16 protein-coding genes and 1 other annotated feature are annotated in these 24310 nt (G+C 38.1%); of the genes, 11 read left to right on the plus strand and 5 right to left on the minus strand.

Going from position 1 to position 24310, the window contains the following annotated elements; translation table 11 throughout:
- Window positions 1–66: 66 nt before the first annotated feature.
- The gene (locus tag N7Z68_RS21255; protein ID WP_275120478.1) at window positions 67–699 is read right to left on the minus strand and encodes a GNAT family N-acetyltransferase; all 633 of its coding nucleotides are present in this window, start codon (window positions 697–699) and stop codon (window positions 67–69) included.
- A 242-nt stretch (window positions 700–941) separates the two neighbouring features.
- Here N7Z68_RS21255 and acsA point away from each other — a divergent pair, with 242 nt between their 5' ends.
- The gene (gene acsA / locus N7Z68_RS21260; RefSeq protein WP_275120479.1) at window positions 942–2657 is read left to right on the plus strand and encodes an acetate--CoA ligase; all 1716 of its coding nucleotides are present in this window, start codon (window positions 942–944) and stop codon (window positions 2655–2657) included.
- 117 nt (window positions 2658–2774) lie between these two features.
- Here the strand turns inward: acsA and N7Z68_RS21265 are convergent, their stop codons facing one another.
- On the minus strand, window positions 2775–5642 hold the full coding sequence (locus N7Z68_RS21265; protein ID WP_275120480.1) for a transglycosylase domain-containing protein: 2868 nt from the start codon (window positions 5640–5642) through the stop codon (window positions 2775–2777).
- 136 nt (window positions 5643–5778) lie between these two features.
- Window positions 5779–5990, plus strand: a binding site (T-box leader).
- 169 nt (window positions 5991–6159) lie between these two features.
- Between N7Z68_RS21265 and tyrS the strand changes: the two genes are divergently transcribed.
- Window positions 6160–7416 (plus strand): tyrosine--tRNA ligase, encoded by a 1257-nt coding sequence (gene tyrS / locus N7Z68_RS21270; RefSeq protein ID WP_275120481.1) that lies wholly within the window; start codon window positions 6160–6162, stop codon window positions 7414–7416.
- Between the two features lie 303 nt (window positions 7417–7719).
- Here the strand turns inward: tyrS and rpsD are convergent, their stop codons facing one another.
- A complete protein-coding gene (gene rpsD / locus N7Z68_RS21275) occupies window positions 7720–8322 on the minus strand; it encodes a 30S ribosomal protein S4 (protein WP_275120482.1) in 603 nt (200 codons plus the stop codon).
- A gap of 441 nt (window positions 8323–8763) precedes the next feature.
- On the opposite strand from rpsD, the gene N7Z68_RS21280 reads away from it, so the two are divergent.
- Entirely contained in the window at window positions 8764–11061 is a 2298-nt protein-coding gene (locus N7Z68_RS21280) for a sensor domain-containing diguanylate cyclase (RefSeq protein ID WP_275120483.1), read from the plus strand.
- 292 nt (window positions 11062–11353) lie between these two features.
- Window positions 11354–11998 carry a forespore capture DNA-binding protein RefZ gene (gene refZ / locus N7Z68_RS21285; RefSeq protein ID WP_275120484.1) on the plus strand — a complete coding sequence of 215 codons (645 nt, stop codon included), beginning with the start codon at window positions 11354–11356 and terminating at the stop codon, window positions 11996–11998.
- Here refZ and hisJ read toward each other — a convergent pair.
- A complete protein-coding gene (gene hisJ / locus N7Z68_RS21290) occupies window positions 11990–12811 on the minus strand; it encodes a histidinol-phosphatase HisJ (RefSeq protein WP_373323206.1) in 822 nt (273 codons plus the stop codon). The two genes, refZ and hisJ, sit on opposite strands and share 9 nt — an antisense overlap.
- 192 nt (window positions 12812–13003) lie before the next feature.
- On the opposite strand from hisJ, the gene ezrA reads away from it, so the two are divergent.
- Both ezrA and N7Z68_RS21300 read left to right on the plus strand, forming a co-directional pair.
- On the plus strand, window positions 13004–14704 hold the full coding sequence (gene ezrA, locus N7Z68_RS21295; protein WP_275120485.1) for a septation ring formation regulator EzrA: 1701 nt from the start codon (window positions 13004–13006) through the stop codon (window positions 14702–14704).
- A 26-nt stretch (window positions 14705–14730) separates the two neighbouring features.
- A complete protein-coding gene (locus N7Z68_RS21300) occupies window positions 14731–15030 on the plus strand; it encodes a hypothetical protein (protein WP_275120486.1) in 300 nt (99 codons plus the stop codon).
- 168 nt (window positions 15031–15198) lie between these two features.
- Here the strand turns inward: N7Z68_RS21300 and brnQ are convergent, their stop codons facing one another.
- The gene (gene brnQ, locus N7Z68_RS21305; RefSeq protein ID WP_275120487.1) at window positions 15199–16548 is read right to left on the minus strand and encodes a branched-chain amino acid transport system II carrier protein; all 1350 of its coding nucleotides are present in this window, start codon (window positions 16546–16548) and stop codon (window positions 15199–15201) included.
- Between the two features lie 782 nt (window positions 16549–17330).
- On the opposite strand from brnQ, the gene N7Z68_RS21310 reads away from it, so the two are divergent.
- The 5 genes from N7Z68_RS21310 (at window position 17331) to N7Z68_RS21330 (ending at window position 23824) form a co-directional block, all read left to right on the plus strand.
- Window positions 17331–18476: a cysteine desulfurase family protein gene (locus N7Z68_RS21310; protein WP_275120488.1), complete on the plus strand. Its 1146-nt coding sequence runs from the start codon at window positions 17331–17333 to the stop codon at window positions 18474–18476.
- Window positions 18477–18480: 4 nt separating this feature from the next.
- On the plus strand, window positions 18481–19695 hold the full coding sequence (gene thiI / locus N7Z68_RS21315) for a tRNA uracil 4-sulfurtransferase ThiI (protein WP_275120489.1): 1215 nt from the start codon (window positions 18481–18483) through the stop codon (window positions 19693–19695).
- Window positions 19696–20003: 308 nt separating this feature from the next.
- The gene (locus N7Z68_RS21320) at window positions 20004–20210 is read left to right on the plus strand and encodes an alpha/beta-type small acid-soluble spore protein (RefSeq protein ID WP_275120490.1); all 207 of its coding nucleotides are present in this window, start codon (window positions 20004–20006) and stop codon (window positions 20208–20210) included.
- A gap of 143 nt (window positions 20211–20353) precedes the next feature.
- Window positions 20354–21940: an acyl-CoA synthetase MbcS gene (gene mbcS / locus N7Z68_RS21325; protein WP_275120491.1), complete on the plus strand. Its 1587-nt coding sequence runs from the start codon at window positions 20354–20356 to the stop codon at window positions 21938–21940.
- Between the two features lie 267 nt (window positions 21941–22207).
- The gene (locus N7Z68_RS21330) at window positions 22208–23824 is read left to right on the plus strand and encodes an amidohydrolase (protein WP_308447238.1); all 1617 of its coding nucleotides are present in this window, start codon (window positions 22208–22210) and stop codon (window positions 23822–23824) included.
- The last annotated feature ends 486 nt before the right edge of the window (window positions 23825–24310 follow it).

The raw sequence follows: 24310 nt of genomic DNA on the forward strand, positions 1-24310 counted from the left end.
CGATTTTCTTGGCTCTTTTTGTCCTTCTTTTTGAACACATACTATAACTTCTTTACATTTTTACTATTAGTACATAAAGCGATTTTTAAAACGTAAACGGTCAAACCTTTCAATCGACTCGGTATCTACACGACTGCCGATACGAACCATGAGGCAATTTGCTGGGTGTGAACTTATTTCAGGGTCATCGGTAGCATACCAAACGAGCCCGCCGGCATTCATCATCTTTTCCATGACTTTGCGGTAGTCCCAAACCGATAATCCGCTTCCTTTTAAATCCCAATGCCAATAGTATTCAGTCGTTATTAAAATGTAGTCTTCCATTGCATCATCCATTACAGATAATCTGAGCAGATTTTTTCCTATTTGTATACCGCGGTACTCCCTGGCAACTTCAATTGCACCTAATTCTATTAAGTTCTCCATGTTTCCTTCTGACCAGCGCTCTAAAGGATCAGGATAAACAAATGTTACATACCCGATAATTTGATTTCCATCTCTTGCAATATTAATTCTACCCTCTGGCAAATCTGCAATTCCAACTAAAGCTTTTTTTTGTTGTTCTGGAATTCTAAAAGCTGTTAAGCCGGGGTGAAAATCTAATTTTTCAATTTCAGAACCGCTAATTGGACCTTCAATCACAATCGTTCGATCTTCAAATGGAATTTCTGTTTTATAATACCTTTTTACATGGTTCAATGTGGTAACCACCTTTAAAAAAACTTAAATGATTATGCTTTCCGTAACTTCATCATCATTATACATGAATCATATTACAAAAGCGTTGCATCCAGCAATTGACACAAAAAGTTTAAATAATTAAATCTAGTCGATAAAATGTCAATATTCCAAAACTTACAAATAGTAATTGAAGAAATATTCTAACTATAATATAATAAATAAAGAAAGTAGGGAAATACATATAGAGAGGAAGATGATAAATGAACGTGCAAGCGCTTCCAGCAACGAAAGGAAACCACAATCTACTAAGTTATGAAGAAACAGCTGCAAATTTTGATTGGAGTACGGTTGAAAAAGAATTTTCTTGGAGTACAACTGGTAAGGTAAATATGGCATTTGAAGCCATTGATCGTCATGCCCTGTCTGATAAAAAAGATAAAGTAGCACTGTACTACAGTGATGCAAAGCGTGATGAGAAATATACATTTGAACAAATGAGTCAAATGTCTAACCGTGCAGGTAATGTTTTAAAAAGCGTAGGGGTAGAGAAAGGTGACCGTGTATTTATTTTCATGCCGCGTTCTCCAGAACTATATTTCTCTGTACTTGGCGCTATTAAACTAGGTGCAATTGTTGGTCCACTATTCGAAGCATTTATGGAGGGGGCTGTACGTGATCGTCTGGAAGATAGTGCAGCAAAAGTGTTAGTAACGACACCAGATCTTCTTGAGCGTGTACCTGTAGGGGATCTTCCGAATCTAGAAACAGTATTTATTATTGGTGATAATGTAAAAGAAGAAGGTCCAATTAAGGACTTCAATAAATTAATGCAAGAAGCAAGCAGTCAATTAGAAATTACATGGGTAGATCGTGAGGATGGATTAATCCTTCATTATACTTCTGGTTCAACAGGAAAGCCAAAAGGGGTACTTCACGTTCATAACGCGATGCTTCAACACTACCAAACAGCTAGATGGGTACTAGATTTACAAGACGATGATGTATATTGGTGTACAGCAGATCCAGGCTGGGTAACAGGAACATCATATGGAATATTTGGTCCGTGGTTATGTGGTGTTACAAACGTCATTCGTGGAGGACGTTTCAGCCCGCAAGATTGGTATGAGACATTACAGCGTTATCAAGTATCTGTATGGTACAGTGCGCCAACTGCGTTCCGTATGCTTATGAGTGCTGGCGATGAGCTTGTGAAGCAGTATGATTTATCAAATATCCGCCATATCCTTTCTGTCGGTGAACCGCTAAACCCTGAAGTAGTCCGTTGGGGATCTAAAGTGTTTGATCTACGTATCCATGACACTTGGTGGATGACTGAAACAGGCGCTCAGCTTATCTGTAATTATCCTTGTATGGATATTAAGCCAGGATCAATGGGTAGACCAATTCCAGGGGTAAAAGCGGCTATTATCGATGATCAAGGAAACGAATTACCTCCAAATCGCATGGGTAACTTAGCAATTGCTAAAGGATGGCCATCCATGATGAGAACGATTTGGAATAATGAAGAGAAGTACCAAAGTTATTTTGAAATTGACGGATGGTATGTATCAGGTGACTCGGCTTATATGGATGAAGAAGGTTATTTCTGGTTCCAAGGGCGAATTGATGATGTTATTATGACAGCAGGTGAACGTGTTGGGCCATTTGAAGTAGAAAGTAAATTAATTGAGCACCCAGCTGTAGCAGAGGCAGGAGTTATTGGTAAGCCAGATCCTGTACGCGGGGAGATTATTAAAGCCTTTATCGCTTTACGAGAAGGTTATGAGCAAAGTGATGAATTAATCGAGGAAATTCGTAACTTCGTGAAAAAAGGTCTTGCAGCACATGCAGCACCGCGTGAAATTGAATTCCGTGAAAAACTTCCGAAAACAAGAAGTGGAAAAATTATGCGCCGTGTTCTTAAGGCTTGGGAACTGGATTTACCAACTGGTGACTTATCTACTATGGAAGATTAATAGAAGGGAGGCTAACTTCGGTTAGTCTCTTTTTGAGTTCCATTTTATCAATATACAAATGAATGAAGTGAATAACAAGAAAGAAGAGGCTGACATTTTATCAGCCTCTTTGTTGATTTACCCATTATTTTCACTTCCACCTGACTCGGAAGGAGGTTTTGGTGTTGACGGTTTTCTAGGATCTCCATTATCACCGGATGGTGGTTTGGGCTTTTTATCTTCGTCTTCTTTCTTATCCTTCTTAGGCTCTTTTTCTTCTTTTTCCTCTTTCGGTGGTTCAGCACTCCAATTATCACCTTTAGCAATGTTCGAAGCAGGAGACTCTTTACCTGCAACGTCAACCGCAGTTACATAGTAGGCATAAGAACCAGATTTAATGTTGTGGGACGTAGTAGCACTTCCTTTAACACTTGTAATAAGCTTAAATTGATCGGATCCGTTTGGTGCTTGATAGATACGGTACCCAACGATATCATTTTCTTTTTGCTTAGCCCAGCTTAATGTTGAACCACTTAAGCTGACATTTTTAACGGCAGAAGGTTGTTTGCCGTTATGTTTTGCTTTTCGATCAGGTATTACATTGCTCAACTGATTTTGAAGAGACTCGCTTAATCTATAGGTTTCTAAATACTCTTCTTTAATCATTACGCCGTTAAAAGTGAACTCTTTCGGTGTATTTTCTAAAGCAACATAAGGTTGGTCATCAATTAAGACATAATTCACTTTTTGTAAGCTGTCGTCTACTTTAGTTGGTGCGAACTTAGCATTAAAGAGATCCGTTTTCACTAAACCAGCCTCTTTACATAGATCAGAAGGAAGCAGTCCAGATACGCCGCAAATAGCTCTCGAAACAATTCCATCCGGCATTTGGAAGTTATGCCCTGGAGACATGACTTCTGGTCGAACATCATAGGCTGCATTGGCAATGTTGGCCCAAATTTGTTGTGTACGTTGGCTGTAACTTAGGCCAGCTATCGGTTCTCGCTTGATTTCTTTTGGTGTATCATAACCAATCCAGACGCTCATTGTGACATTAGGATTGGTAGCAACAAACCAGACATCATAAAAGTCTTGAGTTGTCCCCGTTTTACCTGCCCAATCAGCTCTAAATTTTAATCTACCTGGCAATGAGCTTGCAGTTCCTCCACGTAACACATCACGCATCATATCAATCATTAAGTAAGATGTTTGTGGTGAGAACACTTCAACTTCTTCGATTTGATGTTCGAAAATAACTTCGCCGTCTTTCGTTTCAATTCTATCAATCATATGAGAAGGAATGTATTTTCCTCCATTTGCAAAAGTAGCGTATGCATTTGTATTATTTTCTACCGTTACATTGTGATCAATTGCTCCAAGAGCTGCAGCTTCATATGGTTCACCTGGATTTAATCGAAAGCCCATTTTCAATAAAGTTTCACGGCTTTTTTCGTGCGGTGCCATCCATAAACCCCGAACTGCTGTCGTGTTCTGTGATGTCTTAAGTGCTTCTCGGACAGTAATTAATCCGCGGTGGCTTCTATTGAAATTATTTACCTGACGCGATGAATCTGATTTATAAAATGTAGGTACATCAGGTATGATATGTCCTGGTTGAAGTGCCCCGATATCCATTGCCGGTCCATAAGCTAGAAGAGGTTTCATCGTCGAGCCGTTTGGACGACGGGCATTAGTTGCATGGTTTAACTGTTCACGTTCAAAATCTCGACCACCGACAAAACCTAAAATTGCTCCTGTTCGATTTTCAATTAACATCGAACCAACTTCCTCAGGTTCACCATCTTTAGGTGGTCCAAAAAAGCGTTCATCTTTTATCGCTTCATTCATCGCATCGTGGATGTCTTTATCGATCGTTGTATGAATGCGATATCCATTCTGTCGTAAGTCAATTCGTGCTTGGGCGGCATGTTTATTAATGATTTCCAGTCTTTCTTCGGCATCTAACTGTTCAAGTTCAATACCTTCTTCTGAAATATATTGGTTAGTTAAAATGCTAACCGCACGCTCAACAACTTCATCAGCGATATAGGGATATTCATCTCTAATACTTGGTGTTGCTGCTGTTAAATTGGCACGAATATCATAATTTAACGCTTCTTGATATTCTTGTTCGGTAATATGTCCACCTTCATGCATTCTTCTGAGGACTGTTTTCATCCGGTTGATACCAGGATCCAGGTTTTCTTTGACTACCACTTTTCCTTCACTGCGATAAAACGGTGTGTACCCAAAAGGACTTTGTGGTAATCCCGCAATGAATGCCGCTTGTGGAATACTTAAATCTTTAGCATCGACACCGAAAATACCTTGGGCAGCAGCTTGAACGCCCGCAATGTTCCGACCGTTTGCATTCCTCCCAAACGGTACAATGTTTAAGTAGGCTTCGAGTATTTCATCTTTTTCAAAAAAGTGCTCTAATCGCATTGCAAGTACGATCTCACGAGCTTTTCGGTCAAAAGAAACTTCACTCGTTAATATTTGGTTTTTTACTAATTGTTGAGTCAATGTACTTCCACCTGTTTGCAGGGAAGCGTTAGTAAATTCTTGGAAGGTTGCACGCATAATGGCCTTAGGTACAATTCCTTCGTGCTCATAAAAATATTCGTCTTCTGTTGCGATAATGGCATTAATCAGATGAGGAGAAATATCTTTTAAAGGAATTTCCCGCCGTTCTAGATCGGTAGGAAGTTCACCTAGGTAGACATCATTAGCAAAGTATATTTCACTTACTTCCTCATAATTGTAAATGTCTTTTTTCATGGCTTCATAACTTCTTAATTGCTCATCTTTTACAAGGGAAGCAAAGAAGCCAGCTCCTGCACCACCTACAAAGAACAATGAAATAACCCCAAATACAAGAAAAACTAAGAATAAGTTCCAAACGACTTGATATGTAATATCGAGGTTACTTAAGATCTTTTTACGCCTTAAGAAGTTAACAACCTGTTCGCATTTACTGGTTAAAGTATTTAATAGATTTCTCATAGATAAGAACCTCCTAAACTTCAATCAATATTATACCATATTTAAATTTGTCATTAATATGGTTTTTCTGTCACAATGTACAGTCAAAGATTGACATTAGAAAATAATTATGTTAAAAAGATAAGAATAATAAATATTTATTGCATTGATTAGTTTTCAGTAGTAGTCTCTCCCTGTTTTAGAGAGCCGATGGATGGTGCGAATCGGTACAAAGAGTAACTATGAATTACAAACTAGGAGCAATCTGTTATGGCTATTCATAACAGACGGATTAATTCCGTTATCATGTCAAGTGGAAGATTAATGTTCTTCAAGAAGGGTGGTACCGCGAGATGTCTCGTCCCTTTTTGAAGGACTTTTTTTATTTTATCAGCTATATTCATGTCCATTGTTGATTTGAGGGCTGTTTTAAAAAAATTAGTTGAATTTTACTGATGATTTAAATCAAACGATTTCATCAAATGGCATTAACATAGCTAATTTCCAGGCTAACAATTAAAAAATAGGAGTGGAACAAATGGAGTTATTGAAGGATTTGCAATTTCGCGGATTAGTTAATCAAGTGACAGATGAAGAGGGGTTAGCTAAGCAGTTAAGTGAAGAGCAAGTAACGTTATACTGTGGGTTTGATCCTACAGCAGACAGTTTACACATCGGACACCTGCTTACGGTTCTCACATTAAGAAGATTTCAATTAGCCGGTCATAAGCCGCTAGCACTTGTTGGTGGTGCTACTGGTCTTATTGGCGATCCAAGTGGTAAAAAAGCAGAGAGAACGTTAAACGAAAAAGAGATCGTTGAACAATTTACAGAAGGAATTAAAGGACAACTGTCTCGTTTTCTTGATTTTGAAGGGGAAGCTGGTGCTAAGTTAGTAAATAACTACGATTGGATTGGAAAACTGGATGTTATTACGTTTTTAAGAGATGTAGGCAAGAACTTTGGGATTAACTATATGTTAGCTAAAGATTCTGTAGAGTCACGTATCTCTTCAGGAATTTCATTTACTGAGTTTAGCTACATGATTCTCCAGTCGTACGATTTTCTTAATTTATACCAAAATGAGAACTGTAAACTACAAATTGGGGGAAGTGACCAATGGGGAAATATCACTGCTGGTCTAGAGTTAATTAGAAAATCATTAGGTGATCAAGAAAAAGCGTTTGGTTTCACGATCCCGCTAGTTACAAAAGCAGACGGGACTAAGTTTGGGAAAACAGAAGGTGGAGCAATTTGGCTAGATCCAGAAAAAACAACACCATATGAATTCTACCAATTCTTAATCAATACAGATGACCGTGATGTCATTAAGTTTATTAAATACTTCACATTCCTATCACACGATGAAATTACTGAGTTAGAAAAAGCAGTTGAAACAGAGCCGCATTTACGCCTAGCACAGCGCAGGCTTGCTGAAGAATTAACTAAAACGGTTCATGGAGAAGAATCGTTAGCACAAGCGATTCGAATTTCCGATGCTCTATTTAGTGGAGAGATAAAGAACTTGAGCGCTTCTGAAATCAAGCAAGGTTTTAAAGATGTACCTTCTTATACTTGTGAAGATGAAAATATGGCATTAGTTGATTTGTTGGTTGCAGCTAAAGTATCATCTTCTAAACGCCAAGCACGTGAAGATATTCAAAACGGTGCAATTTACATCAATGGTGAAAGAAGTACGGATGTGGGGCGTCTTTTACAAACTGAAGATAAGATTGAAGGTCAATTTACAATTATCCGTCGCGGGAAGAAGAAGTACTACCTCATTCAATACTAAGGTATAGATATAATTTGTAAGCAGGCTAGCTAATGTTAGTCTGCTTCTTTATTATTAGGAAAGTTGAGTTGTGTATGAATAGTGGTTTTGTTTTGTCGAATAATCGATAAACTGGCAAAGTTGAAAATGAATTGACAAGAGTTGATAATAAACTGACCGAAGTTGATAATAAACTGACTGAAGTTGATAATAAACTGCCGAAAGATAAAATTTTATAAACATAAATTAAAAATAGACCAGACTTTATTACAAGAGATAGTAAAAAAAGAACGATTGGAATAAATCCAATCGTTCTCCTTGTTATTAACGAGAGTAGAACTCTACGATTAGTGCTTCTGTAATTTCAGCAGGAAGCTCAGAACGTTCTGGTAAACGAGTGAAAGTTCCTTCTAACTTTTCAGCGTCGAAAGAAATGTATCCAGGAACGAAGTTGTTCACTTCAATAGCTTCTTTAACAGCTGATAAGTTTTGTGATTTTTCACGAAGAGAAATCGATTGACCAGGCTTTACGCGGTATGAAGGAATATCAACACGTCCTCCATCAACCATTACGTGACCGTGGTTTACAAGCTGACGAGCTCCACGACGAGTACGAGCAAGACCCATGCGGTAAACTAAGTTATCAAGGCGAGACTCAAGTAAGATCATGAAGTTTTCACCGTGGATACCAGGCATTTTACCAGCATCATCGAAAATACGACGGAATTGACGCTCATTTACTCCGAACATGTGACGAAGCTTTTGCTTTTCTTGTAATTGTAAACCGTATTCTGAGATTTTCTTACGTTGGTTAGGACCGTGTTGTCCTGGTGCGTAAGGACGTTTTTCTAATTCTTTACCAGTACCGCTTAATGAGATACCTAAACGACGAGATAATTTCCAAGATGGACCTGTATAACGAGCCATGAATGACTCCTCCTTTGTTATTTTGTTTGAGCAAAACAACAACAGTTATGGCAATCTCCTGAAATGGTCATTTTGCTTTCATGCACCTTCGCTTCGACAGCGTGAAGTTACGCGATGCACCTCAACACAATCAGCAGCCGCTGGATTGAGGAACAAAATGAGAGGGTCCAAATCAAGTTTACCTTGGCTGTCTTATTTCACACAAATGCTATTATATTACTTTATAATACCGATGTCAACAATAGCCCTTGACAGTGCACAATAACAATTCAATGGAAAGAGAATAGTCCTTACATATATTTATAGTAATACAATAATAATTCAGGTATAATTATATAAGAACTATTATATTTTGGGAAAAATATCAATAAAATTAGTTTTATTTACCTATTATTAAAGTTTCGAAATGCTGTCTTAAGTATGTAACGGTGGTGCTATAACATGAATAAACTTAATGCTAACGAAGTTAATTCAATAGATATGTCTAAACTCCTGCAGTTGTCAGTCACAGACAGTGTTTCGTTTGGTAAATGCTTTCAATCGGCTGTCTTATTTCTTGCTGATCAAGAAGGGCAGATAATTACTATCAGGGAAATTGGTGGTTTAAACACCCAAATGATTGAAGTGTTGTACCAATTAAAAGATAGTATGCTAGAAAAGGAATATCCATTTGATTTAAATGGATGCCTTACGGATATAATTAGTGTCTCATTACCGGAAAATACTTGGGACGGTTACCTTGGGATGATCGCAAGTATTAGCGAATTGGAAAACAACATTTCGATAAAAAGCTTCCTTGAAGGTTTCCGTAATGCACTTTATTTATCTTATTATTTACAGAACTATCGTTTTGAAAAGACCGAGAAGGATATGGAGGAAGCTTCAACGGCACTGCAGAAAATTCTAAAAGACTCCAACTATGATATAAACATGACGAGCATTGCTAAATCTGTTATAGAACTCATCCAAACATCATTTGATCCATTCGTAAAAGATGTGCTTCTTTTTGAAAGGTTAGATGATGCGCTATTGAGTTTAGTGTGTTCAACTACAGACCGAATAGAGACAAGCTCTAAGCAATGTTATTTACACAGAAACTCCATTCAAAAAGAATGGGCTATTTATACACATACAGAAATGACTAAAAATATGTGGATGTCGTGTGACTTTCACTACGATAAAGCACTAATTGTTCCTACTTGTACTGAAAAAACAAATCCGTTAACTGTTCTTGTCATCTTGTTGAGAGATCAACAAGTAGAAGAAAATAACTATAAAGAGTTTAAGCGCTTTCTTAAAGAAGTAAAACCAATCTTATTACAAGCACATAAAAACGATAGAGGAAGTATTGAACTAAAGAGGAAGGCACTCTTGCTTCAAGTGACAAAAAAATTTCACTCGTCCATGGATGTAGGCGAAGTATTAGGTGAAATGATATATGCGGTGGAAGAAATGTATCCATCGTTTTCAGTGAACTTATTATTATCCAGGGACTGGAAAGTAAGCGAAAACCTTCCTGTAAAGCAGTTTAATTATGGTATTGAATCGTATGGGGTCGGGGAAACTGCATTTTTAACAGGAGATATTCAAATTGAAGACGTTATTAAAGATCAATGTTCCAGACTTTATGCGCCGTTACGAGGAAAACAAGGAGTATACGGTGTAATGCAAATACAAACGACCAATTCAATGGTATTTCCTAAACATGAAATCGAATTTATTGAAACGTTAGCTGATATCGGCGGGAATGCATTAGAAAATGCAGAGCTCTATCAGCAGTCACAACAACTAATCAATGACTTGCAATTAATCAACCAAACGTCACATCAACTAAATTCAAATTTGCGATTATCAGATACAATCCGCTTTATGACAGACCAAATCCTTCGGTCATTTAGTGCTGAACAAGTGGGCTATATTATGTTTACTAGCGGTGAATTAAATGTTTTAGAAGGAAGCACTGAATTTTATTTCACAGAAAAAGCTCAAGTTCCTTTAGCGACTTTAAGCAAACAAATTAAGATCGAAAAAGAATCGTTATTTGTAGGGGACGCAAAAGCTGATGGTATATTTGAAATTGATCCCTATCAGTCCTTGTTAGCTGTTCCGATGGTGCAAAGCGGGGAGTTAAAAGGAATGGTCGTCGTTCTTCATCAAAATCCGTATCACTTCACATTTGAAAACTTCAAGTTGCTACAATCACTCATTCATCATTCGACGTTAGCATTTACGAATTCAATTTTACACGAAGAATTGGAACGCCTTGTTATTACTGATCATTTAACTCGATTGTATTCACGAAATTATCTGGATCAAAAAATTCAGGAGTCGATGTTTACTGATGCATACGGATGCTTCATATTAATTGATATTGATAATTTCAAATTGATTAATGATACTTATGGCCATCAGGTAGGCGATGATATCATCATTCAAGTAGCAAATGTAATGAAGAAAAATATTCGCGATCATGATATTGCGGCGAGATGGGGCGGGGAAGAGCTGGCTATTTACCTCCCAAAAGTACAGCTGGAAACAGGCATAAAGATAGCCGAACGAATAGTAAAAAATGTTGCTATTGAAACGAGCCCTAGAGTTACGATCTCATGTGGGATTTCCTATTGGGATCAAACGGATGAGAAAAAATCGCTTAAATTGCTATTTAATATGGCAGATGAATGTTTATATATCGCTAAAAAGTCAGGGAAAAACCAAGTCATTGACCAAACCAATCTATAAACGTTTTTATGAGTGGGACTAACGAAAAGTTAGTCTCTTTTTGTATTATTCTCTAACCTCAGGTGTAATGAACGGGAGCTTTAGTGTGGATACGACTTTATCGTCTCAAAAAGAACGTTCTCTAGTATAATTCGACGGTTTGTATAACTTGTCTCCATCCTTCAACTCGGAAATCATGTCATTATAGGAGATCATGTAGAAACATTCTTCTGGTTTGTCGAGAGGTTTACGAAGGGCATCCTAGAAGGACCAAGAAATATATTAGTACATAGTTTTTAAGGGGGAACGGGCAATGATAAGCGAAAAAGAAAGTACGAAACTAAAGATTATGGATGCGGCTATTTCTTTATTTAATGTACAAGGATTTAGTGGAACATCGGTTCGAATGATTGCTGACCGTGCTAACGTTAATGTTGCGTTGATTTCATATTATTTTGGAAACAAAAAGGGTTTACTAGAAGAATTAATGGCTACTTTTTTCGAAGGATTTATTTCTGCTTTAGATGAAGGTGTTCAATATTTGAATAAAAGGCCTTCAAGAGATTGTTTGTTAATTGCATTGGAAAATGCACTTGTTTATCAACAAGAAAACCATCATTTAGCTCGTTTTGTGCACCGTGAAATTACGTTAGATACAATGCTCGTGCGTGAAGTAATGAGTACGTATATGATGAAAGAAAAACATATGTACTATCAAATGATTAAGAATGGTATGGATTGTCAAGAGTTCAAGCGGCAACCAATCGATTTTATCATAATCCAATTAAGAGGAATGCTGATCATGCCGTTTTTACATCCGCAATACATTCGTGAAGTTCATCATTTAATTCCGCACGAGCGCTACTTTTTAAAACATTATATAAGTTATTTAGCGATGTGGATGGATAGCTACTTAAGTCAGAAACCAAATCTTTTTGTAACGAAAGCATCAGGATAAGCACTCAGGAACACTAAATGTTGCGCCTGTATAAAGTTTTTCAATCCCTTGTGATAACCCCTTTACACTGTGAGCGTCAGAGCCATAGATAAGGGGTATTTTTCTTTCTAATGCGCTTTTTATAACACTTTCAGGAGGGTACGGTTCACCACATAGTGGTTTTACAACACCTGCACCATTATAATCCAATGCCAAACCCTTTTCTTTTATAGAGTCTAACAATTGATGAAAGGCAGCATCATAATTTCTTGTCGGCGGAAATTTTTGTTGAAACTTTCTAACTAGAGAAATGTGGCCGATTCTTTTTGGTTTATATGCTCCTAGGTTCGCATCAATAGACTGTTGTACAGTTTTAAAGTATGAGTCATATATGGCATCAACAGATCCGAACACACCAATCATCATTTCAAACATTTCAGGGCTGTAGTCCAAGCAAAAGTAACTGTTATTATGCTTTAAGAAATGGACAGATAAAATAGCGTCATCTAAATAGGGCCCTGCCTCATCTAATATCTTTCGAGTTTGTTCTTCATATCCCTCAATAAAATCCACCTCCAGACCTAACAATATCGTTAATTCTCTGTTGTACTTTTCTTTTAATTGCTGAATTTCTTGAATGTACGAGGTGAGGTTATCCCAAGTCATAGCACTATCTTTTTCAGGTACTGGATCTACAAAGTCTAGTGGCAGGGGAGCGTGCTCTGTAAAAGTAATGCCCTTAATATTTAGCTGTATTGCTTTTTCAATATAAGATCCTAAACGATCCTTAGAACCGTGGGGGCAAAAAGGTGTATGCACATGTCCATCATGTATTATCACGAAAAACACTCCTTTTCTTTAATTTTTCCTAAAAAAGTCAACCCAAATCCTTTGTTACATGGTATCATAATATGTATCAGAATCTATCAGAAAACATAAAAATCTGTAGAAATATACAATACTTTTAAATACGGATAATAAATACATAAGATATACGCCTTGTTAGGACGGAAGGGAGACCCTCGAATGGTTTATTTATATATAACAATTGCTGTTGTCATACTGTTTTTTGGATACGGAGCTTGGACGAGGAAAAGTATATACAAACAGGTGGACCAATTAGAAGAGTGGAAAATGGATATTATGAATAGGCCAATTACCGATGAAATTGCGAAGGTTAAAGGGCTGACGATGTCTGGAGAAACAGAGCAAAAGTTCGAAACGTGGCGTAAAGAGTGGGATGGTGTAGTCGATGTTGTCCTTCCTGATATAGAAGAAGATCTTTTCGATGTTGAAGAACTAGCGAATAAGTATCGTTTTAAAAAGGCGAGAGAAAAGAATAAACTAATTGAAGAACGTTTGATGGAAGTAGAAGACCAATTAAAAGAAATGCTTGGCGATATCAATGTACTAGTACAAAGTGCAGAACAAAACCGTACGGAAATTGGGGACATTAAAAAGCAGTACCAGGACTTAAAGAAGCACTTTTCTACACATCGTTCATCATTCGGTAAAGCAACGGACTTAATTGAAAAAAGAATTGAAGGTATTTACGAAAAATTTTCTTTATTTGATGAGGCAACCAAATCAGGGAACTATATTCAAGCCCGTGAAGTACTGGTTTTAATAAACGAAGAGATTGAAAAGGAATCTACAGTAATGGATTCTATTCCTAAATATTTGGTCCAGTTACAAACGAATATACCAAGTGAATTGAAAAACCTTTACTTTGGACTAAAGGATATGGAAGAAGCCGGATTTAATTTAGAACACTTTAGTTTTGAAAAAGATATTGAAGTGATTAAAGAAACGAGTACGGCGTTAATTTCTTCTGTTCATAAACTAGAGTTAGAAGGTATGGAAGAAAAAATAGCTGAATTGAATGGAAAAGTCGATACGATCTATGAATCATTAGAGACAGAAGCGGTATGCAAGCAGAAAGTTCAAATGTATTTGGATCAAATCGCGGACAAATTTATTCAAACCGATGAAAAAATAGAAGAATTAAATGAGGATGCACAACTCGTGCAGCAAAGCTATCGTGTCGCTGAAGAAGACTTGAAAAACCACCAAAAGATTAATAAACAATTAAAAGAGTTGACTACTCAGTTAAGCGTGATAGAGGATGCAACGATTAACAATACACAATCTTTCACAACATTACAAACAATGGTAGAGGACTTCAATAGTAATTATGAAAACTTAGAAGCAGCTCTTGAGGCTTCTCGCCTCGCATTAGATACTCTTCGTAAAGATGAACTGAAAGCAAAAGAAACCTTAATAGAGTTGAAGTTTAAATTGTTAGAAGGTAAGAGAATTGTTCAAAAGAGCAATATCCCTGGTTTACCGTCTTATATCAATAGCGAATTGGGAGAAGGGGAAGAAAAACTTTTAGCCGCTATCCAAAAGTTAGAAGAAATACCATTGGATATGACTGGTGTTATCCATATTGTCGAACAAGCTGCAATCGCAGTTAATAATGTCTATACCCTGATTGAGGAAACTGTTGAAAAATCGCAGTTAGCCGAAAAATTAATACAATATGGAAACCGCTATCGCAGAAAGTCAGAGGCGACGAGTATACAACTTAGTGAAGCTGAAATGGCTTTTCGAAGTTTTTATTATGACGATGCCATCGAACTTGCATCAACTGCGATCCAAAAGTATGAACCTAACATACTTGATAAGCTTTCTGAAAAAGAAGAAAAGACTACGGTGTCTGTATAATCATTAATAAAATAGGGAGGGTTAATATGAAAAAGTTCATACTACTCACAGTTGCTTCGTTATTATGTATTGTGGTTTGGACGACTGTCGTATTTACTCTCCTTCATTCACCTCTAGCATCAGAAGAGCTAAACGAAGGAGATCATCAGTTTGTAGAGTATAAACCACTGTTAGCTGATGAGGAGGAAGAACAACCTCAAATTAGTGTCAGTAACACTAGTTTACAAATAGAAAACGGAATTACTTTTCAGCGGGCAATCGAACTAGCACCACATCAAGTTATATCTGTCGATGAGTTACTTGAAATCATTACTGAGAATGAATAAGAGGCTGACATTTAAGATGTCAGCCTCTTATTTTTCTTATTTGTCTAGCTCCAGGTGCCATCGGCTCGAGGTCGCTTCGGTCCATCAAAAGTGTCCGAAGAGCAGGACACTTATTGCTGGGCCTCCAGCGCTTGTCGCCGATAAGCGGGCACCTTGCGCTTTTCTTTATTAGCTAGCGTTATGATAGCTTGAACTTTCATTGGTATGATTTCTTTTCGTGATCCCGTAAAGGTAACCAATAATTGCACCGATGATTGCAGGAAGCAGCCAGCCTACCCCTTCTGCGAACAGCGGGATGTAACTGTATACAGAATTGATAAAACCTAACTGAAGTGATGTTGCGTTCAATCCATCCACGATACTAACTACACCTGCACCAATAAGTGCACCGCCGTACACCTGAGGCATTCCTTTAAATGCTTTGTGTAAAAACGAAAGAACAATTAAAACTATTGCAATTGGATAAATCGCAATTAATACCGGTAAAGAGAATGAAATCAGTTGTGCTAACCCCATGTTCGCCATAGTTAAACTAAAAACACAAAGAATGGCAACGATCATAGGATAAGATAATTTAGGCATTAATTTAACGAAGTATTCACCACAAGCGGATACTAGACCCACAGAAGTTGTTAAACAAGCAACTGTAATGACTACTGCTAATAATACAGTACCAAGAAGTCCAAATAATTCGTTTGCCGTTCCTGAAAGTATTGCTCCACCATTGTCTAACATGCCAAGAGTAGAGACGCTGCTTGCGCCTAGATATGCTAAAGCTAAATAGACTAACGCTAATCCTGTTCCAGCAATTAAACCAGCTTTTACCGTTATAGACGTAATGACATTCTTATCAGTAACTCCACGCTCGGTAATCCGCGATACAATTACAATTCCAAACACGAGCGCAGCAATTGTATCCATTGTTAAATAACCATCAAGAAAACCTTTAAAAAATGGAGCGGTTTCATACGCTGGTGCCACACCTTCAATTGAACCAAGTGGTGTAACAATACCTTTTACCGCAAGTACTGTAATAATCAATAATAAAATTGGCGTTAAAAGTTTACCTACTCGGTCAACCAGTTTTGTTGGGTTGAGCGCTAACCAAAACGTAAGTCCGAAAAAGATAACTGTATATAAAAATAGGGGCATACTAGAAGTTAAAACGGATGGGCTTAAGAATGGAACTGCTCCAATTTCATAAGCTACCGTACCTGTTCTAGGAATACCGAAAAAAGGTCCAATTGCTAAATACATCGTTAATGTAAAAATGACGCCAAAGAGTGGATGAACTCGATTTGATAAAGATTGTAAATTCCCTCCTGCTCGAGCTATCGCAATAATGGCAAGAAGTGGCAACCCGACTCCAGTAATTAAAAATCCAAGTGTACTTACCCACACATTTTCTCCTGCTGCTTGACCCATAGCTGGTGGGAAGATTAAGTTTCCGGCACCTAAAAATAACGCAAACGTCATTAAGCCTAGGGCAATCGTTTCTTTTGTTGAAAGTGTATTCATATCGTTTACCTCCGGTGAAAACGTTTTCTTTCTATCTGTAAACCATACTATCATAATTTTTTAAAAATTATATCAGCCTAAAACAAGATCTAAAATTAAAATTATTCTCTAAATTTAAAAAACATGTAATGCTCATACGAGGTGCTCCAGTCCCTACGTCGCTTAACTGACACTTCCGCTTTTCTATGTCTAGCTCCAGGCGCCATCGGCTCGAGGTCGCTTCGGTCCATCAAACGTGTCCGAAGAGCAGGACACTAATTGCTGGCCCTCCAGCGCTTGTCGCCGATAAGCAGGCGCCTTCCGCTTTTCTATGTCTAGCTCCAGGCGCCATCGGCTCGAGGTCGCTTCGGTCCATCAAACGTGTCCGAAGAGCAGGACACTAATTGCTGGCCCTCCAGCGCTTGTCGCCGATAAGCAGGCGCCTTCCGCTTTTCTATGTCTAGCTCCAGGCGCCATCGGCTCGAGGTCGCTTCGGTCCATCAAACGTGTCCGAAGAGCAGGACACTAATTGCCGGCCCTCCAGCGCTTGTCGCCGATAACAGGCGCCTTCCGCTTTTCTATGTCTAGCTCCAGCGTCCAGCGTCTAGTGGACTTCGCTCCCCTCCTTACGATAAGTCAACATCGGCTCGTTAGCACTCGCCGTGTATCCTTTATCTCATACGGGGGGCTCCAGTCCATACGCCGCAAAACGGACGCTTCCGCTTTTCTTGTTACCATTTGGCTTTTTTATGTGTTATGATAATTAGTTGTAAAATGAAGTCGTTTAGAAGGGGTAATTGTGTATGATTTATTTAGACAACAGTGCTACAACAAAACCCTATAAAGAAGTTCTTGAGACGTATTTGACTGTTTCTGAGCAATATTTTGGCAATCCGTCTTCTCTTCATACACTAGGATTAGAAGCAGAGAAAGTGTTAACGCGTTCTCGAGAATTAATAGCCAAATTGTTAGGTGTTAAAGCCAAAGAAGTTATTTTTACTTCTGGAGGAACAGAAGGAAATAATTTAGCTATAAAAGGGGTCTCTTTAGAGCATCAATCTAGGGGGAAACATATCATTACATCGGTAATAGAGCACGCATCAACGTATGAAACCTTTGCCGAACTAGAAAATAAAGGCTTTGATGTGACGTATTTACCCGTCAATCAAACAGGACACGTTTCGCTTGACGATCTCAAACAAGCTATTCGTTCAGATACGATTTTAGTATCCCTTATTCATGTCAATAATGAAACAGGGGCTGTCCAGCCGATTCAAGAAATTGGGGAATTCCTTAAAGATTACCCTAAAGTATTTTTTCATGTTGATCATGTACAAGGAGTAACAAAAGTCCCAGTCCATTTTAAAAAAAATAATATTGATCTTTGTACGATATCGGGGCATAAATTTCATGGGCTAAAAGGAACTGGTGCATTATATGTAAGAGAGGGAATTACTCTAAGTCCAATGTTGCATGGTGGTGTTCAAGAAGCGAGGTTGAGAGCTGGAACAGAAAATGTACCTGGTATTGCGGCTTTAGCAAAAGCTCTTCGAATGACGATTGAAAAGGCAGAAGAAGGAAAGTTAAACCTGATGCAACTACAACAAAAAGCGATTGCCGGATTAAAAGAAATCAATGGTATAGTCCTTAATAGTGGATCTGGTGATGGTCATGCGCCGCATATTGTAAACTTCTCAATTCCTGGTGCAAAACCTGAAGTGGTCATTCAAGCGTTATCGCATCAACAAATATATGTTTCAACTAAATCCGCATGCTCGTCGAAATTATCTTCACCAAGTCGAATTTTATTAGAAATGGGCTTAGGTCAAAAGCGAGCTGAGAGTGCGATTCGCATAAGTTTTTCTTATGAAACGCAAGATCAAGAAGTTGAAGCATTTATTCAAGTGATGAAAAAGGAAGTCCCAAAATTATTACAAGTGATGAGGTAGAAAAATGAAATATGATCATATATTAGTTCGTGTCGGTGAACTGGCATTAAAAGGAAAAAACCGTTCAGTATTTGAAAAAGCTCTAGCAAGTAATATTAATGTCGTTTTAAAGGGCTATGATATAAAAGTGCATAGAATGTTTGGAAGAATTATGATTGAATTACATGATGCACGCGAAGATGAAATTATTGAGAAGTTAAAAGATGTATTTGGTATTCATTCATTTAGCTTAGCTCTAAAAGTTGAAAACGAATTAGAAGCGATCCAAAAAGGTGCACTTGCTGCGCTAATGGATAGTAGAAATCAACCCGTTCGTACTTTTAAAGTAACGGCAAAGCGACCGAATAAAAATTTCCCAATTGGTTCACAATCATTAAATCCTTTGATCGGTGGATATGTATTACAAAATACGGAAGATATAACAGTTAACGTTCATGAACCAGATGTAGAAATCAGAGTCGAAGTTCGTGAACAGGCAACTTATATTACATGTGGAAATATTCCTGGCGCTGGGGGGCTTCCGGTTGGGACCGGCGGGAAAGTAATGCTTATGTTATCTGGTGGTATTGATAGTCCGGTCGCTGGTTATTTAACAATGAAGCGTGGGGTGAAAATAAACGCTATTCATTTTCACAGTCCGCCCTATACAAATGAACGTGCAAAAGAAAAGGTAAAAGAACTGGTTAGAATTTTAACAAAATATTGTGGAACGATCCAATTGCACCTTGTTCCATTTACAGAAATGCAAACGACCATCCATGAAAAAGTACCTGGTGACTATGCGATGACGATTATGAGAAGAATGATGATGCGAATCAGTGAAAAGATCGCAAATAATCAAAAACAAGAAGCGTTGGCTATTACTACAGGGGAAAGTTTAGGACAAGTCGCCAGTCAAACGCTTCATAGTATGAATGCAATAAATGAAGTTACAAATTTACCAATCATACGTCCTTTAGTTACGATGGATAAGTTAGAAGTTATTGAAATCGCCAAAAAAATTGGTACGTACGAAACGTCGATCTTACCTTTTGAAGATTGCTGTACCATCTTCTTGCCTCCTAACTCTAAGACAAGGCCTAGAAGAGAGTTAGCAAATAAATTTGAAGGTAACTTTGATTTTGCATCATTAGTTGATAAAGCAGTAGCTGAAACAGAAGTGATCACTATTCGTAATCAACCAACTAAAGAAGAACAGAGTGTAGATGACTTATTCTAATATCAATATATATTAAAAAAGGCCGCCGAATGGCGGTCTTTTTGCACCTCAGGAAAGTTAGCATAGATGGTTCTCGACGAGGATGAAAATTTTAAAGTACCAAGTATAAGAACAACTACGCCTCTGGCTTCGCCTCGCCAATCGGCGAGCTTTCTTTACGGTTTTAGGGGCATTGTTGCTATTGGATAATACCGTCCTTTACTTAACTAAAACCAGATGTCAAGGTAAATGTAACAATTACCAGTGAGAAATTTGCATTAAAAAAGCTCATCTGACACAGTCTATAGTTAACAAAGGAGGTGAGACACATGGCAAACAACAACAGCTCAAACCAATTAGTAGTACCTGGAGTACAACAAGCATTAGACCAAATGAAATACGAAATCGCTTCTGAGTTCGGTGTTCAACTTGGTCCAGATGCAACTGCTCGTGCTAACGGTTCTGTCGGTGGTGAAATCACTAAACGTTTAGTACAAATGGCAGAGCAACAAATGGGTGGTTATCAACAACAATAATCTAAATTACCATTTATATCATGGCTGATGAGGGTACGGTTTATACCGTACCCTTTATTTTTTTATTTAAAAAAATATTCAAAAAAATAGTCGAATTCTGTTATAATAGAATTGTCCGATATTTTTGATGAGGGGGAAACTACATGAAACGCGAAGATTTAATTGCACCAGAGTATTACAATTTATCACAAGAAGTAGAGAAATTTGCGCAGAATGAGGACTTATTAGCAATCAAGTGGTTAAGCGAGGCAGGGGAAACTCGTAATGTTTCTTATGCAGAACTAGTAAAGAATGTAAATAAGATTGCAAACGCTTTCGTTAGCCAAGGTTTAAAGCAAGGGGATCGAGTATTATTACTTTTACCAAGGTTGCCTGAGGCCTATTTTACTTATCTAGCTTGTTTAAAAGCAGGCTTAGTCATTATTCCATGTTCAGAAATGCTGCGTGCGAAAGATTTAATCTACCGTATTAATCATGCGGAAGCAAAGGCAGTTATAGCATATTACCAGTTCACTACTGAAGTGAATCTTATTCAAGAAGAAATGCCATCATTAACGCATAAGTTTGTCGTTGGTGCTGAAGAAGAGGGCTGGATCTCTCTTGATGCATTGGCTGCTGATGCAAGTGATGTTTACGAGGGCGCTAAAACGAAACGCGATGAAATGGCATTCTTACCATATACATCAGGAACAACAGGAAACCCTAAAGCGGTTGTTCATACACACGGCTGGGCATATGCGCATTTACAAACCGCATCTAAAAAATGGTTAGGTGTTCAAGAAGGGGATTCGGTTTGGGCAACGGCTGCTCCAGGATGGCAGAAATGGATTTGGAGTCCATTCTTATCAACAATTGGTATGGGAGCAACGGCTTTTGTATACCACGGTAAATTTAGTCCAAATACATTCTTACAATTACTTCAAGACCATGAAATCAACGTATTATGTTGTACACCAACTGAGTACCGCTTAATGGCAAAAGTAGATAACATTGAACATTATTCTTTACCAGCTTTACGCAGTACCGTATCAGCGGGTGAGCCATTAAACCGTCAAGTTATCGATACATTTAAGAAACACTTTAATGTAGAAGTTCGTGATGGATATGGTCAAACAGAAAACACATTATTAGTTGGTACTTTAATGGGAATGGAAATTAAACCAGGCTCAATGGGTAAACCAACACCAGGAAACCAAGTAGAAGTAATTGATGAAGATGGAAATCCTGTAAAACCAGGTGAAGTAGGAGACATCGCAGTACACCGCAGTACACCTGCTTTATTCCAAGAGTATTATAAGGATCCTGAGCGTACAGCAATGGCATTCCGTGGCGATTGGTACATCACTGGTGACCAAGCGAAAAAAGATGAAGATGGTTACTTCTGGTTCGAAGGTCGCAGCGATGATATTATTATTAGTTCTGGTTATACAATTGGTCCATTTGAAGTTGAAGATGCACTTACTAAACACCCAGCTGTTAAGGAATGTGCAGTAGTAGGAAGCCCAGACGAAATTCGTGGAAGCGTAGTAAAAGCATTTATCGTCTTAAGAAATCCAGAAGATGAAAAAGATGAAAACTTAATTGCGAGTTTACAAGACCACGTTAAAACGTTAACAGCACCTTATAAGTATCCAAGACGTATTGAGTTCGTTCAAGACTTACCTAAAACAACTTCAGGAAAAATTCGTCGTGTTGAGTTACGTCAACGTGAAAAGGAAATGCACGCTTAATATTATAATAGAAGATGAGCGAGCGCTCGTTTATTAAAAGGCAGGAGATCCGTCTCCTGTCTTTTGTTTCAGTTTAAGGAAGTAAAAATATTAGCAAATAGGCATTGACCTAGTGTCCGATTTTTTAAGAATTATGATAAATGCTAATAAGCTATTGTGTTTGCCTAAAGGCTTGCTAATCGTTGAGTTTTCTTTAAATTATGAGAGTATTGGTATACCTCTTGCAATTAAAGCGGAGTTTTGTGAAGATGTTGGAAGTGATGTGATATGAAACAGAAAGTGAGTGATATGATGGTAACATTATGGTTTGGCGGTACCTTCTATACGATGAATAGAGAAGGGGAAAAAGTCGATGCGGTTGTAACGGAAAGAGGGATCATTAAAGCGCTTGGAAATGTTTCTGAATTGGAACAAACTTTCGGAAGTGAAATTACTGAGAAGGTGAATATTAAAGGGGGATTTGCTTATCCAGGTTTCGTCGACAGTCATTTACATATGATTGGACATGGTGAACGTTTAATTCGTCTTGATTTATCGGAAGTTGATTCTGCAATGACGATGAAAGAGTTATTAATGAAAAAAGTAGAAGAAGCAGAAGCCGGGGACTGGATCATTGGGGAAGGTTGGAATGAAAATAACTTTTCCGATCGTAAAATCTTTCATTTTACTGAATTAGATGAAATTGCACCAGAACATCCCATGTTATTGAAAAGAATTTGTCGTCACGCTTTATTAGCCAATAGTAAAGCGATGGAACTCGCTAAAGTTCAAATTGAAACTCCCGACCCACAAGGAGGCGTGATTGTCCGTGATACTGATGGTCTGCCGACAGGGTATTTTCTTGATGAAGCACAAGAATTAATCAAGCAATCTGTACCAGAAGACAGCAGGCAATACTTACATAAGGCATTAACGAAATCAGTTGATGATATGCTTCAGCTTGGATTAGTTGGCGGGCATACAGAGGACCTATCTTATTACGGCTCTCCAGACCGCCCGCTTCAAGCATTTGAAGAGGTTATCGATGGACAGAAAAAAAAGTTCAGAGCTCATTTACTCGTTCACCATCAGGTAGCCAAAACCGTTGAACAAGAGTTTGCCAAGAAATTTTCTGAACATCCATATATCGAATTAGGAGCTGTAAAAATGTTTGCCGACGGGGCATTAGGTGGACGAACTGCATTACTTAGTTCTCCATACAATGATGCACCTGAAACAAATGGTGTTGCGATTCACTCTGAAGAAGAGTTAGCTGAAATCATTAAGTTTGCCAGATCCATAAAAAGACCTGTGGCTATTCATACGATCGGTGACTTAGCCGTTGAGTATGCATTAAATGCTATAGAAAAATATCCGCTTATTGGTGAGTTGCCAGATAGATTAATTCATGTACAAGTTTTAAGACCGGAGCTCGTTGAACGTATGAAAAAGCTGTCGCTTATATTAGATATTCAACCATCATTCGTTGCTACCGACTTTCCATGGGTAGAAGAAAGGCTTGGATATGAAAGACTACCTCTAGCCTTTGCCTGGAAGGCATTATTAGAGCATGGATTCGTATGTGCTGGCGGTTCAGATGCACCAATTGAAAGTGTAAATCCATTAGTAGGAATTCATGCTGCGGTAACAAGAAGAAAGCTTTCTGAGGACCACGAAGGATATTTGCCAGATCAAAAGTTAACCATGTTTGAAGCGATCCAGTTATATACATCAGGAAGTGCAGCAGCAATTAACAAACAAGATCGTTTTGGACTTATTAAAGAAGGATTTGCTGCTGATTTCACCATTTTAGAAAAAGATCTTTTTACGTTAAAAGGAAATGATATTATCGACGCCAATCCAATTATGACCGTCGTTGATGAGACTGTCATGTATGAACAATAATGAGACTAGAATGTATGAACAAATAAAAGGCTGACGCAATGTCAGCCTTTTATAAACCGAAAACAGGTGATGAAGCTGTTTGTCGGGGCAGCGTTTAGAAGGATACGAGCGTGCTGACTGTTGTTAAAAACATGTAGCAGACCGGAATCAGCCATTAATATAGTGAATGAAAATTAGCGGACTCACAGGCCTTTATTTCGTTCATAAGCGATTCTTTTTGAAGTTTAAAGGTCTGAGAGGCCCTTATTTGCTGATTTTCGTGCTGTTTTTCAAAGATTTTAAGCAAATAAGGGCTCCTGTGGACTTATGTCAAGAAAGTGGACACCTAAATAACGAATTTTAGTTTTTCCATATTATTAAAACAGTAGGCCCTTCTTCACTTTTTAAAAGCATAGATGATGCCGTGGATGCATCAAGCCCAACCCGCTTGACCCAACCACTCTATCATCTGGTTGGTGGTTAGGTGAAGAAGGAGCCTAACTGCCT

It is taken from the genome of Alkalihalobacterium chitinilyticum (assembly GCF_029028005.1).
Lineage (GTDB): Bacteria > Bacillota > Bacilli > Bacillales > Bacillaceae_F > Alkalihalobacterium > Alkalihalobacterium chitinilyticum.

Coding starts and splice junctions, on each gene's coding strand:
- acsA (WP_275120479.1), top strand. CDS start 942: ATGAACGTGCAAGCGCTTCCAGCAACGAAAGGAAACCACAATCTACTA.
- N7Z68_RS21265 (WP_275120480.1), bottom strand. CDS start 5,642: ATGAGAAATCTATTAAATACTTTAACCAGTAAATGCGAACAGGTTGTT.
- tyrS (WP_275120481.1), top strand. CDS start 6,160: ATGGAGTTATTGAAGGATTTGCAATTTCGCGGATTAGTTAATCAAGTG.
- rpsD (WP_275120482.1), bottom strand. CDS start 8,322: ATGGCTCGTTATACAGGTCCATCTTGGAAATTATCTCGTCGTTTAGGT.
- N7Z68_RS21280 (WP_275120483.1), top strand. CDS start 8,764: ATGAATAAACTTAATGCTAACGAAGTTAATTCAATAGATATGTCTAAA.
- refZ (WP_275120484.1), top strand. CDS start 11,354: ATGATAAGCGAAAAAGAAAGTACGAAACTAAAGATTATGGATGCGGCT.
- ezrA (WP_275120485.1), top strand. CDS start 13,004: ATGGTTTATTTATATATAACAATTGCTGTTGTCATACTGTTTTTTGGA.
- N7Z68_RS21300 (WP_275120486.1), top strand. CDS start 14,731: ATGAAAAAGTTCATACTACTCACAGTTGCTTCGTTATTATGTATTGTG.
- brnQ (WP_275120487.1), bottom strand. CDS start 16,548: ATGAATACACTTTCAACAAAAGAAACGATTGCCCTAGGCTTAATGACG.
- N7Z68_RS21310 (WP_275120488.1), top strand. CDS start 17,331: ATGATTTATTTAGACAACAGTGCTACAACAAAACCCTATAAAGAAGTT.
- thiI (WP_275120489.1), top strand. CDS start 18,481: ATGAAATATGATCATATATTAGTTCGTGTCGGTGAACTGGCATTAAAA.
- N7Z68_RS21320 (WP_275120490.1), top strand. CDS start 20,004: ATGGCAAACAACAACAGCTCAAACCAATTAGTAGTACCTGGAGTACAA.
- mbcS (WP_275120491.1), top strand. CDS start 20,354: ATGAAACGCGAAGATTTAATTGCACCAGAGTATTACAATTTATCACAA.
- N7Z68_RS21330 (WP_308447238.1), top strand. CDS start 22,208: ATGAAACAGAAAGTGAGTGATATGATGGTAACATTATGGTTTGGCGGT.